Source organism: Rhodococcus sp. WMMA185 (genome assembly GCF_001767395.1).
In the GTDB taxonomy this organism is placed as follows: Bacteria; Actinomycetota; Actinomycetes; order Mycobacteriales; family Mycobacteriaceae; genus Rhodococcus_F.
The window spans coordinates 4,415,584-4,430,807 of record NZ_CP017014.1; the positions used below are offsets into that span (position 1 = coordinate 4,415,584).

At 62.5% G+C, this 15,224-nt stretch carries 14 protein-coding genes; 10 read left to right on the forward strand and 4 right to left on the reverse strand.

Translation table 11 applies throughout. The features are described from left to right. Window positions 1-47: 47 nt before the first annotated feature. Both BFN03_RS19810 and BFN03_RS19815 read right to left on the reverse strand, forming a co-directional pair. Window positions 48-1,181: a DUF475 domain-containing protein gene (locus BFN03_RS19810; RefSeq protein WP_070380453.1), complete on the reverse strand. Its 1,134-nt coding sequence runs from the start codon at window positions 1,179-1,181 to the stop codon at window positions 48-50. A 116-nt stretch (window positions 1,182-1,297) separates the two neighbouring features. Continuing rightward, window positions 1,298-1,873, reverse strand: coding sequence for a TerD family protein (locus BFN03_RS19815; RefSeq protein ID WP_070381114.1), 576 nt, complete (start codon window positions 1,871-1,873; stop codon window positions 1,298-1,300). A 282-nt stretch (window positions 1,874-2,155) separates the two neighbouring features. On the opposite strand from BFN03_RS19815, the gene BFN03_RS19820 reads away from it, so the two are divergent. The 9 genes from BFN03_RS19820 to BFN03_RS19860 all read left to right on the forward strand — a co-directional run bounded on the left by BFN03_RS19820 (window position 2,156) and on the right by BFN03_RS19860 (window position 10,899). After that, a complete protein-coding gene (locus BFN03_RS19820; protein WP_070380454.1) occupies window positions 2,156-3,367 on the forward strand; it encodes an HpcH/HpaI aldolase/citrate lyase family protein in 1,212 nt (403 codons plus the stop codon). Between the two features lie 83 nt (window positions 3,368-3,450). After that, window positions 3,451-4,647: a phosphoribosyltransferase family protein gene (locus BFN03_RS19825; RefSeq protein WP_084385826.1), complete on the forward strand. Its 1,197-nt coding sequence runs from the start codon at window positions 3,451-3,453 to the stop codon at window positions 4,645-4,647. Next, entirely contained in the window at window positions 4,644-5,753 is a 1,110-nt protein-coding gene (locus BFN03_RS19830) for a cysteine protease StiP family protein (RefSeq protein WP_070380455.1), read from the forward strand. Before BFN03_RS19825 ends, BFN03_RS19830 begins: the two co-directional genes overlap by 4 nt. Then, entirely contained in the window at window positions 5,750-6,628 is an 879-nt protein-coding gene (locus BFN03_RS19835; protein WP_070380456.1) for an HAD family hydrolase, read from the forward strand. The genes BFN03_RS19830 and BFN03_RS19835 overlap by 4 nt, the downstream gene beginning before the upstream one ends. A gap of 54 nt (window positions 6,629-6,682) precedes the next feature. Continuing rightward, a complete protein-coding gene (locus tag BFN03_RS19840) occupies window positions 6,683-7,843 on the forward strand; it encodes a TerD family protein (protein WP_070381116.1) in 1,161 nt (386 codons plus the stop codon). Window positions 7,844-7,952: 109 nt separating this feature from the next. Beyond that, complete coding sequence (locus tag BFN03_RS19845) at window positions 7,953-8,648, forward strand: methyltransferase domain-containing protein (RefSeq protein ID WP_070380457.1); 696 nt, start codon at window positions 7,953-7,955, stop codon at window positions 8,646-8,648. 119 nt (window positions 8,649-8,767) lie between these two features. Then, window positions 8,768-9,244, forward strand: a complete 477-nt coding sequence (locus BFN03_RS19850) for a hypothetical protein (RefSeq protein WP_157109662.1) — start codon at window positions 8,768-8,770, stop codon at window positions 9,242-9,244. Between the two features lie 3 nt (window positions 9,245-9,247). Beyond that, window positions 9,248-10,333: a hypothetical protein gene (locus tag BFN03_RS19855; protein WP_070380459.1), complete on the forward strand. Its 1,086-nt coding sequence runs from the start codon at window positions 9,248-9,250 to the stop codon at window positions 10,331-10,333. Beyond that, entirely contained in the window at window positions 10,330-10,899 is a 570-nt protein-coding gene (locus BFN03_RS19860) for a hypothetical protein (protein ID WP_070380460.1), read from the forward strand. The genes BFN03_RS19855 and BFN03_RS19860 overlap by 4 nt, the downstream gene beginning before the upstream one ends. A 65-nt stretch (window positions 10,900-10,964) precedes the next feature. On the opposite strand, the gene BFN03_RS19865 is transcribed toward BFN03_RS19860, so the two are convergent. Further along, window positions 10,965-11,360, reverse strand: a complete 396-nt coding sequence (locus BFN03_RS19865; protein WP_070380461.1) for a helix-turn-helix domain-containing protein — start codon at window positions 11,358-11,360, stop codon at window positions 10,965-10,967. 360 nt (window positions 11,361-11,720) lie between these two features. Continuing rightward, window positions 11,721-12,809, reverse strand: coding sequence for a hypothetical protein (locus tag BFN03_RS19870; RefSeq protein WP_070380462.1), 1,089 nt, complete (start codon window positions 12,807-12,809; stop codon window positions 11,721-11,723). A gap of 930 nt (window positions 12,810-13,739) precedes the next feature. Between BFN03_RS19870 and BFN03_RS20515 the strand changes: the two genes are divergently transcribed. Then, the gene (locus BFN03_RS20515) at window positions 13,740-15,134 is read left to right on the forward strand and encodes a hypothetical protein (protein WP_157109663.1); all 1,395 of its coding nucleotides are present in this window, start codon (window positions 13,740-13,742) and stop codon (window positions 15,132-15,134) included. Window positions 15,135-15,224: the final 90 nt, after the last annotated feature.

Consider the following 15,224-nt stretch of genomic DNA (forward strand, 5'->3'; position numbering starts at 1 on the left):
GATCGTGCCACGAGCACTGCCGCCGGGAGTGAGTGCGAGCCTGAGACTCAGCCGACGCTGACCGGCTTCTGCTCGTCGACGTCCACATCGTCGGTGCTCGCGATCGCGGCAGCCTTGCGGTTGCGCATGATGCTCGAGATGAAGGCGGCGCCGATGAGGGCGACGCCGACGAGTCCCGTGACCATCTCGTTGACGTGGAAGCCGATGGAGACGAGCAGGATCGCTGCGAGTGCGCCGATGGCCCAGTGGGCACCGTGCTCGAGGTACACGTATTCCGAAAGGGTGCCCTTGCGCACCAGGAACACGGTGATCGAGCGGACGAACATCGCGCCGACGAATCCGAGGCCGAGGGCGATGATGATCGGGTCGGAGGTGATCGCGAAAGCGCCGATCACACCGTCGAACGAGAAGGACGCGTCGAGGACCTCGAGGTAGAGGAACAGGAAGAACCCGGCCTTGCCGGTGGCCTTGGCCAGCTGGGTGGGGCCGCCGCGAGTTCCCTCGCCCACCTCGCCTTCCTCGGGAGTGTTGAATAGCTCACCCAATCCGTTGACGGCGATGTAGGAGATCATGCCGAGCACGCCGGCGGTCATCACTGTGGCGACTTTGTCGGCTGGAGCGATGAATGTGGCGGTGATCAGCAGCAGTACGCCGGCAACGACGACGGCGAGCTGATCGAGCTTGCCGATCCGTGCGAGCGGCTTCTCCAACCAAGACAGCCAAGTGATTTCGCGCTCCTCGAGGATGAAGCCGAGGAACAGCATCAACAGGAACATTCCGCCGAAGGCCGCGATCTGGGGGTGCGCATCCGTGAGGAGAGTCTCATAGCTGGGGCTTCCGTCGGGGAAGTACGCGGCGCCGTCCGCAGGCGGATTGAGGGCGAGATCGATGGCGGCAACGGGGCCGAGGCCGGAGGCGAGCCAGACGATGACGAGAGGGAAGACCAGGCGCATGCCGAACACCGCGATGACGATGCCGATGGTGAGGAAGATCTTCTGCCAGAACTCGCTCATCCGCCTTAGGACGGTGGCGTTGATCACGGCGTTGTCGAAGGACAGGGAGATCTCGAGGATGGAGAGGATCGCCACGAGTACGACGGCCTCTGGGCCGCCGTACAGCGCGGCGATGATCAGGGAGATCACCGTCACAGCGAAGGAGAGACCGAATATTCGCAGAACCACGAAGCGTGGCCTTTCTCTGATGGGCAATGCCAGGTGGCTACCGCTGGTGTGTAGATACGGGAGAGGGTTTCACGCCGGAGCCGTGAAACCCTCTCCTACAGGAGAACGAAGAATTGTCAGGTGTTGACGCCGTAGTCGCGGGCGATTCCGGCCAGCCCGGATGCATATCCTTGGCCGATCGCACGGAACTTCCAGTCCGCACCATTGCGGTACAACTCACCGAAGACCATCGCCGTCTCGGTGGACGCGTCCTCGGACAGGTCGTAGCGGGCAAGCTCGGCCCCGTTGGACTTGTCTACGACGCGGATGTAGGCGTTGCGTACCTGGCCGAAAGACTGCGCACGCGCGTCCGCATCGTAGATCGAGACGGGGAACACAATGCTCTCGATGTTGGCCGGGACGGCCGCGAGGTCGACGTTGATCACTTCGTCGTCTCCCTCACCAGCGCCGGTGGTGTTGTCGCCGGCGTGTTCGATCGAGCCGTCGGGCGAACGGAGATTGTTGAAGAAGACGAAGTACTGGTCTGACACAACCTTCTTGTCTGCACCCGCGCCGATGGCGCTCGCGTCGAGGTCGAAATCGGTGCCGGTGGTCGAGCGGGCATCCCATCCGAGGCCGACGGCCACCGCAGTCAGGTTCGGCGCCTCTTTCGTGAGGGAAACGTTGCCGCCCTTGGTCAAGCTGACACCCATTCGCGGGTCCTTTCGGGATGAGGTGAGTGAACCCTCGACCACTGCCGAAGCTCCGGGTTCGTCGTGCAGCATCACGATAGTGAATGATGTTCGCAGTGTTTCCCGAGATCGACAACCGCTAGAGCATGTCAGGGCCCAGATTGTGCAGAACGCCACTCGTTCGCCTACCCTGCCGTGTCCCGGGAGTTGGGCGCTCCCGGTTTCGGCGGACCATGTTCACCACCAAGCCGTGGTGGACCGCGAGACGAGAAAGCGAACAGTAGAACCTTGGCACGGGGGACGATGAGCGTCGGCGAAGAGATCACAATGTCGGGTGTCGAACTGGCGGCACCGGTACGCCACTTCCACCACCTCGATCCCGAAACCCACGGGCGGCTGTTCCTGCATCCGCCGCAGGATCTGTGGCCGGACGAGGATCGGTCGGTACTGGCGGTGGCGTTGGGGGCCACGCTGTACGTACCTGCGACGAGGCCGAACCTGGCGGAGACCATTCTGCGCAGGTCGAGCGACGGGGTGTGCTCGATGGTCCTGGATCTCGAGGATGCCGTCGCCGATCACCAGGTGGAATCGGCACTGCTCAACGCCGTTGATGCGCTCGACCGGATCGCGGCAGTCGGTGGCGCCCGGATGCAGCTGTTCGTGCGGGTTCGGGAGGCCGCTGACATTCGCCGCATCTCCGGCTCGCTGACCACCGGCACCGAAGTGCTGTCGGGGTTCGTCCTTCCCAAGTTCGGCAGCGCGACCGGGGGCGCGTTTCTCGACGAGTTGGCCACCGCGTCCGAGCAACTCGGCAAACGCTTGTATGCGATGCCCGTGCTCGAGTCGTCGAGGGTGGTGCACCTCGAGACCCGCGACGACGAACTCGCGAAGATCGCGCTATTGCTCGACGAACATCGTGCCAACATCCTTGCGGTGCGGATCGGGGCCACCGATATGTGCGGCACGTTCGGCATCCGGCGTGATCGCGATCTCACCATCTACGACGTCCGTGTGGTCGCGGACGCGATCGCCGCAATCGTCAATATCCTCGGCCGCACCGACGGCACCGGGCATGTGATCACCGGACCCGTGTGGGAGTACTTCGCTGACCACGAGAGGATGTTCCGGCCCACTTTGCGCGCCACGCCCTTCGAAGAGCACGACAAGGTGCGCTTTCGCCAGCAGTTGGTGAGCAGGGACATGGACGGTCTCTTGCGGGAGATCGCTCTCGACCGCGCAAACGGTATCCAGGGGAAGACGGTCATCCACCCGACGCATGTCGTTGCCGTCCATGCGCTCTCCGCTGTCACGCACGAGGAGTACCACGATGCGCTCGACATTCTCGGGAGTGGTGGCGCCGGTGGTGTCCAGGCGTCGGGGTATCGCAACAAGATGAATGAAATGCGCCCCCACCGAAGTTGGGCCGAGAAGACACTCGTCCGAGCGAAAGTGTTCGGCGTCACACATGAGGGAGTCACGTTCGTGGACCTATTGACCGCATCGGCCGTCCAGTGACCCTGCATGCATCGTATCCTGAAGTGCACTGGGCCACAGAGTATCTGGGGTTAGAATTTACCCACATCGGTTCGGGTGTCGGGATGACCATCTCGGATCTGGTCATGCCGGGACTGCGGCGTAACCCTCGCCGCGCGCATCTACTCGTCTCGACGGTCCTCGGCAAGCACGTGCCCACCGATCCGGACATCGTGATCGGCGCGGGTGAGCGCCTCGCCGATCAGGTGACCAACGTCCTCGGGGCGGACGCAGATCCGGTGGTATTCGGATTCGCCGAGACCGCCACCGGTCTGGGTCATTGCGTCGCCACCCGGTTGAACGCCAGGTGTTACCTGCATTCAACGCGCCGGGATGTGCCCCAGATCGGGACGCTCGCCGGGTTCGAGGAGGGGCACTCGCACGCCACCAGCCATCAACTGCAGCCCACGTCGGCCGATTTGTTTGCCAATGACCATCCTCTCGTGCTGGTGGATGACGAGATCTCGACAGGCGCCACGGCCGTTGACGCGATACGCGCTCTGCACGAACACAGTCCCCGTGGGCGATACGTCATTGCATCGCTGGTCGATATGCGTGCGCAGGAGCATCGGGACGCCGTCGATATTGCGGCCGCCGAACTCGGTGTACAGATCGACAGTGTGAGCCTGGCGGAGGGGCACACCGTCCTTCCGGACGGGCTCGTCGAGTCGGTCGGCGCCCTTCCGGACCCGGTGCTCAACCCGGTCGGGACGCGGATCGGAGGCGTTGAGCGTCTCGATATCGACTGGCCTGCAGCAGTTCCGGAGGGCGGTCGGCACGGGTTCCTGCGAGAAAACACCGAGGAGTTCGATGCGGCGATTCGTGAGTCGGCAAGGACGCTCGGAGCACGTCTAGACCACCAGCGCCCAGTGATCGTGGTCGGGCACGAAGAGTTGATGTACCTCCCGTTGCGGATCGCCCGAGCCCTGTCGGACTCCGGGTACCGCGTTCGATTCCAGACGACGACACGGTCACCGGCCTACGTGCTCGATCGGCCGGGGTACCCGCTGCGGCGAGGATTCCGCTTCATCGCGCCGGAGAACGGTGAAGACCAGCCACGATTCGTCTACAACGCGCAATGGTCGAACGAGGACCCCCTCGTGGTGGCGGTGATCGACGAGGCGGCTGACACCGATCGGCTCACCGCACGCGACGGTCTGCTCGACGTTCTCACCGCGTCTGGAACCGATGTGCTCCTCGCCGTGGTGTCCGGCGCAGACCCGCTGTCTCTGAGAGCCGCACGCCTGGGAGCGTCGGCGTGACGGCGCCGCTTGTCGGCCCGGGCTTCGGCTCCTACACAGCCGACGAAGTGGGCTGGCTCCTGAAGGATCTGTCACATCTGAACCTCGAAGCCGATGTCGCCGAACGGGAGCGCCGCATCCAGTCCGGTGATGCTCACTACGCCGAGACGCTGCCCATCGAGTACCAACCCGATGAGCGGTACCGCGAACTGTTCGAGAAGGTGTTGCAGGACAGTTCCATCCGGCTGGCGCGCGCAGTAGGCTCGCTCACCGACCTCGTGCTGGCCGAACGGGGCCGCGACATCACACTGGCTTCACTCGCCCGCGCGGGTACGCCGGTCGGTGTGCTGATGCGGCGCTGGGCACGTGAGGTCCACGGGTTGGACCTGCCGCATTACGCCGTCTCGATCGTCCGGGACCGGGGAATCGATTCCGTGGCTCTCGATTACCTGGCGCGACATCATGATCCGAAGAACGTGGTCTTCGTCGACGGCTGGACGGGCAAGGGTGCTATCACACGCGAGTTGTCGCAGGCGCTCGCCGCCCATCATGATGCCGGTGGTGCGGAGTTCAACGACGATCTGGCAGTCCTGGCCGACCCGGGGCACTGCGTCCGTACGTTCGGTACCCGCGACGACTTCCTGATCGCCTCGGCGTGTCTGAACTCCACCGTCTCCGGGCTGGTGTCACGCACTGTCCTGAACGACACGTTGATCGGCCCCAGTGACTTCCACGGCGCCAAGTTCTACGCGCACCTCGCGGGCGACGACGTATCCAACCACCTCCTGGACACGGTCAGTGCCGCGTTCGCCGACGTGCGCGCGCATGTTGCCGGCGACGTCGAGGAATTGTTGCGGACCGATCGAAAGCCGACGTGGGACGGCTGGAAGTCCGTCGAGGCGGTTCGGGAGCAGTACGGAATCGCGAGTGTGAACTTCGTCAAGCCAGGAGTTGGCGAAACGACGAGGGTGCTCCTGAGGCGGGTGCCTTGGCGGGTACTCGTCCGCGACCTCGACGCTCCCGAGCATGCGCACATCCGGTTGCTCGCCGATGCACGATCGGTGCCCGTCGAAGAGGTTCCCTCCCTGGCATATTCATGCATGGGCCTGATCAAGGATTTGGCATGACAGCGCTGATCGCAACCGACCTCGACCGGACCATGATCTACTCGCGTGGTGCCATGGAACTGGCTGTGACCGAGAGCGATGTGGCAGCCGGGATCGCGGAAGAGGATCTGCTCTGCGTCGAGGTTTATGACGGCAAGCCGCTGTCCTACGTCACGTCGGACGCTGATGCCATGCTGCGGCGGCTTACCGAGACCGCGGTGGTCGTCCCCACCACCACCCGCACTGTCGCGCAGTTCCAACGGATCGAACTACCTGGGGCTCCGTGGCGGTACGCAATTACCACCAACGGTGGAAACATACTGGTCGACGGTGTACCCGACGAACAGTGGCGGGCCGATGTAGCAAGCGCGATGGCCGACGGTGCAGCTTCCCTGTCGGAGATCGTCGACGAGTTGGCTCGCCGGGTCGAGGACAGTTGGGTTCGCTCGTCCCGAATTGCCGATGAGCTGTTCTCGTACCTGGTCGTGGACGTCGAGACGATGCCCTCGGGGTTCGTGGAGGACTGGAACGAGTGGTGCGAGCGCCGAGGGTGGGGAGCATCCCGGCAGGGTCGCAAGATTTACACGATGCCGAACGCGGTGTGCAAGAGTCGCGCGGTGGCGGAGGTCCGTTCGCGGCTCGTCGACGACGGGGTGCTCACACCGGAAGCCCCCGTCCTGGCTGCCGGAGACGGCGCACTCGACGCGGCCATGCTGAGTGCGGCCGACGCCGCGATCCGCCCTCGGCACGGCGAACTCGAGGCACTCGACTGGCAGCGTCCGGGTGTGGCTGTTACCGGTAGCAGCGGCATCGCCGCCGGTGAGGAGATTCTGAGATGGTTCTCGAAGCACGTCGAACGCGGCACCGATACTCAGGCGGGCGCATCCTCTTTGTAGCTTGTACGCAAACCCGGCCCGCAATGCGAGGCCCGCAATGAAGGAATGATCGCAGTGCCCACTCAGCTTGCCAAGGGTCAGAATGGCCCACTGAGCGCCGACGACGTCATCGTCACCCTCGATCTGACGGCCGCCGCCGACCTGTCCGCGCTTCTCGTGACCGAAGCGGGGAAGGTGCGTTCGGACGCAGACTTCGTCTTCTTCAATCAGCCGAGCGGCCCGGGTGTGCAACTCGTTCCCGGAATAAGTGGGCAGCAAGCCTCGCTGAGAGTTTCCCTCGCGGCGGTGCCTGCGGACGTCGCACGGGTGCGTGCAGTGATCACGCTCGAGGATGCGAACCTCGAGTTCGGAGGGTTTGCGCCACCGACCGCCAGAGTTGCAGATGCGTCCGGCAATCTCTTGTACGAGTACAAGATCGAGGGCCTGGACTCGGAATCGGTCGTCATCGCGCTCGAGCTGTATCGTCGCCAGGGTGCATGGAAGGTCCGCGCCGTCGGGCAGGGCTATGCCGGCGGATTCGCGGCGCTCGTCACAGATCATGGGGTGTCCGTCGACGACGAGCCCGCACCCGCCGCGGCCGCTGCCGCGCGGACCGCGGCGCCTGAAGCTCCGGCCGAGGTCAGCCTCACGAAGTCGCGTCCGGTCAGCCTGATCAAGGGGCAGAAGGTGACGCTCCGCAAGGATGGCGGCGTAGCGCTGACACAAATCCAGATGGGTCTCGGCTGGGATCCGATCGAGAAGCGCGGGATGTTCGGTAGTCGGTCCGCCAACATCGACCTCGATGCGTCCGCCGTCTTGTTCGTGGACGACACCGTGGTGGACATCGCCTACTACCGGCAGCTCACGTCGAAGGACGGGTCGATCCGTCATCAAGGAGACAACCTGACCGGGGCGGGTGCGGGCGACGACGAGGTGATATTCGCAGACCTCACGCGAATCTCGCCGAACGTGACGACCGTCATGTTCATCGTGACGTCCTACCGCGGCCATACGTTCGAGCAGGTCAAGAATGCTTTCTGCCGCCTGGTGGACACCACGACGCATGCGGAACTCGCCCGGTTCACACTCCAAGGTGGAATGCCCTTCACGGCAATGGTGATGGCCAAGGTCTACCGATCCGGCACTCAGTGGAAGTTGCAGGCGATCGGGGAGGGTATCGAGGCCAAGCACCCTGGCGAGGCCGTGCCTCAACTCGCGCGCTTCCTGGGCGCATGATTTCCGTTCGATCCGCAGATCTCGTGCATGCGTCGCACCCCGGGAATCCGGCGCGACGCGTACACACGTGGTGCGGATCCACCCTCACACATTCCGAAAGGCTCTCTCAATGACCAGCACGGGTGGCCAATCGATCGGTGAGTACCTGATCAGTTCGAGGTCGATGGCGGAATACCGGGCGATGTTCGCGCTGAGCAACTCGGATCTGGCAGGCACTGTGCTCGACTGTCCCGGTGGCGGCTCGAGTTTCACGGCGTCGGCGCACGAACTCGGTGTCGACGCAGTGGCTGTCGATCCTGTGTACCGCAGACCGGCGGCGGAGATAGCCCAGCGCGCCCTGGACGAGGTCGCGCGTGGTTCCGATTGGCTGGCGAAGAACAGCGACCAGTACCGCTGGGACTTCTACGGCGATTTGGAGGGGCATCAGAGGATGCGCTGTGAATCGGCTGAGAAGTTCGCCACTGACATCGGTGCGCACCCGGAACGGTATCGGGCGGGCGCGTTGCCGCGGCTACCGTTTCCGGACGGCACGTTCGACCTCGTGTTGTCGTCTCACCTGTTGTTCACCTACGCAGACCGTCTCGACCACCGGTTCCACATCGCCGCGTTGCGAGAGTTCGCGCGAGTGGCGAGGGGAAATGTTCGGGTGTTCCCGCTAGTGGACCAGGCAGGAGAGCAGCTGGACGATCTATTGCCACCACTGTTGGTCGAACTCGAATCGTTGGGGCTCCGACCACAGGTCCGGACCGTCGACTACGAGTTCCAACGCGGCGCCGATGCGATGCTCATGTTCGACGCGAGCTAGTCTCACCCCTGGTGTTCTGCCGTGAGCCGACCGAACTTGTTGGCTTCCCGTTCGATACGGGACAAGTGGCGAGGGCGGTATGACACGGAGAGTCGAACGAGGCGGTAATGGATCTGGTCGTGAGTGAGGTGAGCCGACTGTTGGCACACGCTCGCGGAAATGAATCGGCGTCGGTCTTCGGGCTGGTGCGAACTGTGGAGCGGATGCGGGGCAGGCCGCTGACCGTGAGGGAAAGCGCGGAGTTGGCGCCGGGGACGTTCGGTTTGTGGCGCAACGGGCACGACCGGGACGAGGTGCTCTACGCGCCATGGGTCGCGGCGCCCGATCGGACGGTGGCGCACGAACTCGGGCACATCGTGCTCGGGCATCATGGGCTGCCCGTGGAAGAGGCTGCTCGACACACCCTGCCGTCCGAATGGCATGACATGGCGTCGTTCATGCTTCGTCAGTGCGGCCAAGATTCGGGCGGGGACGAGGATCTGTTGCAGCTGGAGCGAGACGCGGAGGGGTTCGCATCAGAGCTGTGTCGACGGATCTCAGGCGTGGGCCGGGCACGCTCGGCGCGCATTCGTTCGCATTTCAACGAAATTTTGTGATCCATGGCCTTGATGATTGCGTTGTCGGTGCTGCTCTGGTCTGCCGCTGTGACCAGGACGCGGCGGTGGTGGCAGGCCAGGTCGGTGTTCGCGTTCGGGGCGGCCATCGTATTCACATTCATGGCGTCGCACACCACCGTCAATATCGGGCCCATCGACCGCGCGGTCAGCGATGCGCTAGGGGTCCCGAATGCGACGTCGGCGGTCAAACATGTGGTGTTCCTGGGGATCTGCCTGGGTGCCTCGCTCATGCTGGTGGCACTTCGGGTGACCGCGGCACACGCCCAACGCCGATGGGTGGCGCCGGTATTCCTCAGCTGGGTGGCGGCGTCGGCCGCGGCCCTCGCATTCTTCTTCTCCGCCGCTCGCGTTCCGCAGGCCGAAACGGGTTACCAGTTCGACAAGCTGTATGCGCACCTTCCCGGTTACGCGGAGGCTGCAGCTTTGGTCATGGGCGTGGCGGCGGTGGTCTGCACGATGATCACGATTGTCGTGTTGTTGGGATGGGACGTCGGCACGCCGGAGGGTCGTGGCCTCGCCATTCTTGCTCCCGGTGTCGCGATTCTCGCGTTCTATGCATGGATGAGAACCGGTTACATCACGGCCGCCCGGGCAGGGTGGGTCGAGCCGACTTCCGCGCTATTCGATTTGTCCACCAAGCTGGCGGCCATCGGGATCCTTTTTACGGCAACGGGTCTGATGTGGGCGAGTGCCGAAGGAGGAATCGCGGTGCGCCTGCAGCGTCGAGACATCGCGCAGTTGCATCGAAATTTGGTTGGCGAGCGCTGGCCGGGTGTCGCGCGTGACTCTCACGCCACCGCCGGACCCGTTCGCTATACGGAGGACAGAGCCAGTGAGGTACTCGACGCGCTCTCGATGCAGGCACGCCGCGATGGGCTTCCCGAGGTCGGGCATGGGATCGCGACACCTGAGTCGATAGCGGATTGGTTGCGAACGGGCGAACCCAGAGGCATTGGGGTCTGCGACCTTCGTCCGCCCGCGGACACTGACGCTGTGAAATGGGTCCGCTCCGTCGGCCGGGCCTATCGGTCGAAGCCGGTTCCAACCTCGGTAGGTGACTTGACGTGAAGGCTTTTCTCGCACGACTCCTCACGGAGATTGCCGCCCCGTGGACGGTCAACGTCGCGTCGTGTCTGATTCTCGGGTGGTCTATCGGACACCCCGGTTGGGGGGCATTCGTCGCCCTGTTCACTGGAGTGCTGCCGATGGTGCTCATCGTGGGAGGTATGGCGCGAGAGCGCATCGGAAACCACCACGTCACCGAGCATTCCGAGCGCCATGGTCTGATTCTGGCGATTCTCGCGCTGGTCCTCGTAGCCCTCGTCGTGCAACTTCTCGCGGACGCACCGTCCGAGATGATAGCCCTGACCTGCGCGGGATTGGCGACCCTTGGAGTCATCGCGGTATGGACCTCCGTCTTGCATGTCAAGGCGTCAGTCCATCTGGCCGTGTGGTGCGGTGTGATTGCCATCCTCGCCGTCGCGCTCAGTCCGTGGTGGTGGCTGGGTCTGGTTCTGGCGCCGGCCATCGCCTGGTCACGGATCAACCTGGGCCATCACACGTTGGTGCAGATTGTGGTCGGTGCGGCGACGGGATTTGCCATCGCCCCGTTGGTCTACCTCCTGGTGGCCTGACCTCCTTTGGCCTGACCTCCTTTGGCCTGACCTCCTTTGGCCTGACCTCTCGGTGGCCAGACGGCCTACTCCTGTTCGGAGTCTGGTGCCTGGTTTCCGGCCTGGTATGGGTTGTATGCCCTCGCGGCAGTGGGTACGTCGTCCTCGCGTAGCGACCGGATCCAGCTGATGTAGCCCTGGAAGTCGGCGTACGACGAGTCGTCTGCGAAATAGTCGAGTGGGACGTGGAAGAACAGGGCTATGTCCTGGACGATCTGAAGACTTGGGTTCGGCCGTAAACCGTTGAGGAGCATCGACACGTAGCCCTGGGTGATGGTGCCGCCGTTGCTTCGGATACCGTCCACGATCTCGGACACGGTGAACGGGGGTCGGTCTTTCGGATGAACGTTGTCGATCAAGTACCGGAACTTCTCGGCGAAAGTCGCCACCCGATTCTCCCTCTCATGTGAACGGGCAACCATCGGGTCGAATCTACCGGTTCAACCGGGCATGAGCGGGACCCCTGTTGCGCTATTACAATCGTGATATTACTATCGTAATACCCGGGTAGGGGTGGTTCGAAGCGGCTGGGTGAGTGAAACGATGGTGGCGGCCCTATCGCACAGGGGGCTAGGGAGTGCGGTTGGGGCTTGTGTCGCCAGGCGAGAACGCCTAGGGCGTCCTCGTTTCCGACGATCTCATCCAGCCGCTTCTTCGTAGGCCGTTAACGCACAACGCAAAGCGCTCGGCTGGGATATCGAGCCGAGCGCTCTGCGCGATCTACTGCCCCGATCTACTGCACCCGGAACCGACGTGTGTTGCGGAGGGCAGTGAAACTGCCGCTACTGGCTGAGGGGCGTCCAGTCAGCACAGCCCAGAGACTGGAACTTCCCGTCGGTGGGTTCGATTGTGACAGTCACCGGATTTGCGATTGTCGTCCCCGAGTTGAAGGTAACCCCGGAACCGTCCTGGCGGGACCATAGGCAAGACTTCTTTCCATCGCTCGAGCCCTTGGTGAGGTACGACCCAGGTTGAAGATCGACTCCTACCTCGCCCGTGAAGTTGTACCCAGGTATCTTCTGCGCAGCAGAATCGGCAGTGTCCAAGCTGACGGGATTCCACGGCGCACAGTTGGTTGTGGTGAATCCGCCGTCGGTCGGTTCGATCGTCACCGTAGTCGAATCGAGGGTGGTTCCTCGCTCGACGACGTTCCCCTTGGTGTCAGTTCGTGTCCAGTCGCAACTGGTACCCCCAGTTGGTCCCGTTGTCCGGTAGTTCCCCGCGAGCGGCGCTACCCCTGCAGGGGTGGTTTGGAGCGGCTGGCTACTGAGGACGTCGTGCGCAAAACCCAACTCGTCTATAGCGGACTGGATATTGAAGTCGGCGCCGGCGGAGTCGAGGAGGGACTGCACCTTGGCCACCTTGTCGGGGTCCAGGTTGTTGATGTCAATGCCGGCACTGCGCAGGTTGCTGTCTATGGTGTTCAGGTTCTTGGCGAGCTTTCCGACGTCTTCGGCGCTCAGGTCCGAGACTTCATGGCCCGGGTTGGTAAGGCCGCTCGGGAAGAGCTGACCCGTGTTCAGCAGTTGCTCGGTTGCGTAGAAGGACGCGTAGAGGGCAATCGGATCCCAGGGCAGAAAGTAGCTCACGACCGAGAGCGTCGGACTGACCAGGTTGGGGAATTGTTGGACGAAGGCTCCCTTGGGGTCACCGGTTTCGCTGGCTTGGGTAGCCGCGTCGACAGCGGCCTGACCAACGCCGGGGAACAGGTAGTCGCCGAGATCCGACGCGAACCCCGCAAGTTGGACGTCCGGCGCCGTGGTGCTGGTTGAGGGCTGTGCAGACGAGAGGATGCCAGCACCGGCGATGCCGCCGACTACAGCGAACCCGGCTATCCCAGCAGCAAGCCGAGAACAAACTGATACCTTCATATTACCTTCTCTTTGGAATCGCCTCTGACTGAACTAGGATGTGGCAAAACGGGTCTCGCACTCCGTTCGAAGTGCAGACCGAGTCGGCCAACCGAATTCCGCTGGGGGCAGTGGTTGTTCGTAGGAGATGTAACTGAGCATTCCGACCGCAGAATGTGTACGGGAGAGTATTGGGACATTCCTCACTTGTCAACAGTGGCAATCGATCCCACGTCTGGTGATAGTTGAAATGCCAAGCAATTCTTAGGATCGGGTCGGTCGCCTGCTCCCGAGCACCGTGAGGTCGGGCAAAGATGCCGCGAGCGAGCGATCTCCTGGCGAATCATGTTCCGCACCAGTAGGTGAACTCGAACTCGAGATCGATCTGTCGGGGCGGACCGGTTCAACGATGATCGAAACAGTCGCGCGCTGGGGCAGGCGGGCACCCGACTCGAGGACGTCGTGTACAAGTTGATGGGTGCGCATCGCTCATTCGATACCCCCCGTGCAACTGGCCGTACCCGCTTACGCGCCGGACCCGAGTGACGGTTCCGTGCCCGAACTCGATATGACAATCAAGATGCGTGAACTCCACTGCGTGGCAACGCATTGCCTTGGTCATCGTGCTAGTGCGATGGCAAGCAACCCGCCTGGGTCGCGAGTCGGGGTCGACCAGAACCAGTCTCAGCGTTCGGCGACTGAGAACACCGCCCACAACTCGGAGCGCCACGCTAGTACGTTGCGCGGCAACGGAATCTAGTTCTATAGTGCCTCGTCAGTATCGATACCAAGAGCACGATGCCTTGGAATTTCCCAGAATCATCAAACTGTGGTTGGTGTAGGGAGATCGATGCCCTAACCACTTCCGAAGGTCATCCGTGATCTCTCGCTTGTCGGGAAATCACGGATGCTGCTGCCCGCACTGGGCCAATCAGAGAGAGCGAAACAACCATGAGACCGATTCACCGTTGGTCCACTATTGCAGCGGCCACTACCCTCGCTGCAGGAACACTCCTACTTCCTGCTGGTGTCGCATCAGCAGCGGATGTCACCGGCACCGGCGACACCGTCACGAAGCACATCGACTTCGGGGTCAGCTGTTGGTCGTCGAATGGGCGTTTCGCGCCGTTCCTGAACGGCAATAACGACTCCACAAGCAAATGGGGCGTGGAGATTCAAGCGCCGAAACTGGTTACGGCCGGAAAAGAATTTGAATACAAGATAACCTTGGATCCAGTTCAGATGAGGCGAAAAGACGCTTGGGGTAACTATAAGGGGAATGACAAACACCCGACCTCGTGGGTGACGGCTCCGCACGAATTCCCAGATTGGATTCGCGAGAAGATCGACATTGCAATCCCTTCGGGCGCGGAGTTGCTAAATTATCAAACTAGTTCGGATGATGCCGAGATCACTCGTGTGGATTACGCCGGAAACCCGAGCGATAGCGGCCAGTTGCTGCGGGTATGGAAAGGACAAGTCACCGAGGGCACTCTCAAAACTCCCACTGGAAATGGCCCTAACGCTCTGCCCCTCCCACCTCAAGTCAACTCCAGAGTCCATGACCAAGAGATCGATCCTCGTTCTGGACTCACAAGCCCTGTCAATATCAAGTCGAAAACTCAATGGCCGGTGATCACAGTTACAATGAGGGCAGGCGACGAGGGATCCGTAATTGAGCCAAGCCTGCGCAGTGCGGATCCTCACGCTGACGAATATGGGCGGCCGGAGAATTTTTTCACGTTCCAAACCGATTGGGGTACCTCTGACGGCACAGCCGATGTCGATGGCAGAATCCTAAGCCCCATGAGTATCCGCTGTGCACCGCGGGACACTCCCAACGCCGGCACGGTGAATGCCGGCGGCATGCCGCTGACAACGATTCCCGTGGTCGGAGAAGCAATTCCGGGTAGTTATCGGACAGCCGGACCAACCGGTGGCAAGACTTGCGACTGGACACGAACCGACACCGACGCAAACATTGTCGAGCGAGGAACCACCCTCGATTCGACTACGGTGACGATCGAACCGACCGACGGCGGATTCACCACAACCAACTGCGCGCCGTGGAATCCCGTCAACTTGGGCACCGCCGATTCCGATGCACCGAAAATTCCTGGGTACAACTTCACGGGCGCGGTAGGAGTTGACCTCCAGCCGGGGTCGTATCTCAGCAACGGGTCGAGCGATGGAAAGAAGTCCTGCCTCTGGTCCCGTCAGGACGGTTCCGGGGTTACCTTCAACTCGGGAACGACAATCACAGATCCGGTCACGGTCACAATCGAACCCACCGACGGGAGATTTCAATCTCTAGGCTGTGGCGATTGGACGCCCCTCAGCCAGTAGACCAGGGCTGAGACGAAGCCGCTTGCAGCAGTCTGCGCTGTCGGCGCCCGCTCGATCGTCGAGTGGGCGCCGATACTGCACGAGAACGAT

Excerpts from the sequence above, each read along its gene's own strand:
- BFN03_RS19815 (WP_070381114.1), bottom strand. The coding sequence starts at position 1,873 with ATGGGTGTCAGCTTGACCAAGGGCGGCAACGTTTCCCTCACGAAAGAG.
- BFN03_RS19820 (WP_070380454.1), top strand. The coding sequence starts at position 2,156 with ATGAGCGTCGGCGAAGAGATCACAATGTCGGGTGTCGAACTGGCGGCA.
- BFN03_RS19825 (WP_084385826.1), top strand. The coding sequence starts at position 3,451 with ATGACCATCTCGGATCTGGTCATGCCGGGACTGCGGCGTAACCCTCGC.
- BFN03_RS19835 (WP_070380456.1), top strand. The coding sequence starts at position 5,750 with ATGACAGCGCTGATCGCAACCGACCTCGACCGGACCATGATCTACTCG.
- BFN03_RS19845 (WP_070380457.1), top strand. The coding sequence starts at position 7,953 with ATGACCAGCACGGGTGGCCAATCGATCGGTGAGTACCTGATCAGTTCG.
- BFN03_RS19855 (WP_070380459.1), top strand. The coding sequence starts at position 9,248 with ATGGCCTTGATGATTGCGTTGTCGGTGCTGCTCTGGTCTGCCGCTGTG.
- BFN03_RS19865 (WP_070380461.1), bottom strand. The coding sequence starts at position 11,360 with ATGGTTGCCCGTTCACATGAGAGGGAGAATCGGGTGGCGACTTTCGCC.
- BFN03_RS19870 (WP_070380462.1), bottom strand. The coding sequence starts at position 12,809 with ATGAAGGTATCAGTTTGTTCTCGGCTTGCTGCTGGGATAGCCGGGTTC.
- BFN03_RS20515 (WP_157109663.1), top strand. The coding sequence starts at position 13,740 with ATGAGACCGATTCACCGTTGGTCCACTATTGCAGCGGCCACTACCCTC.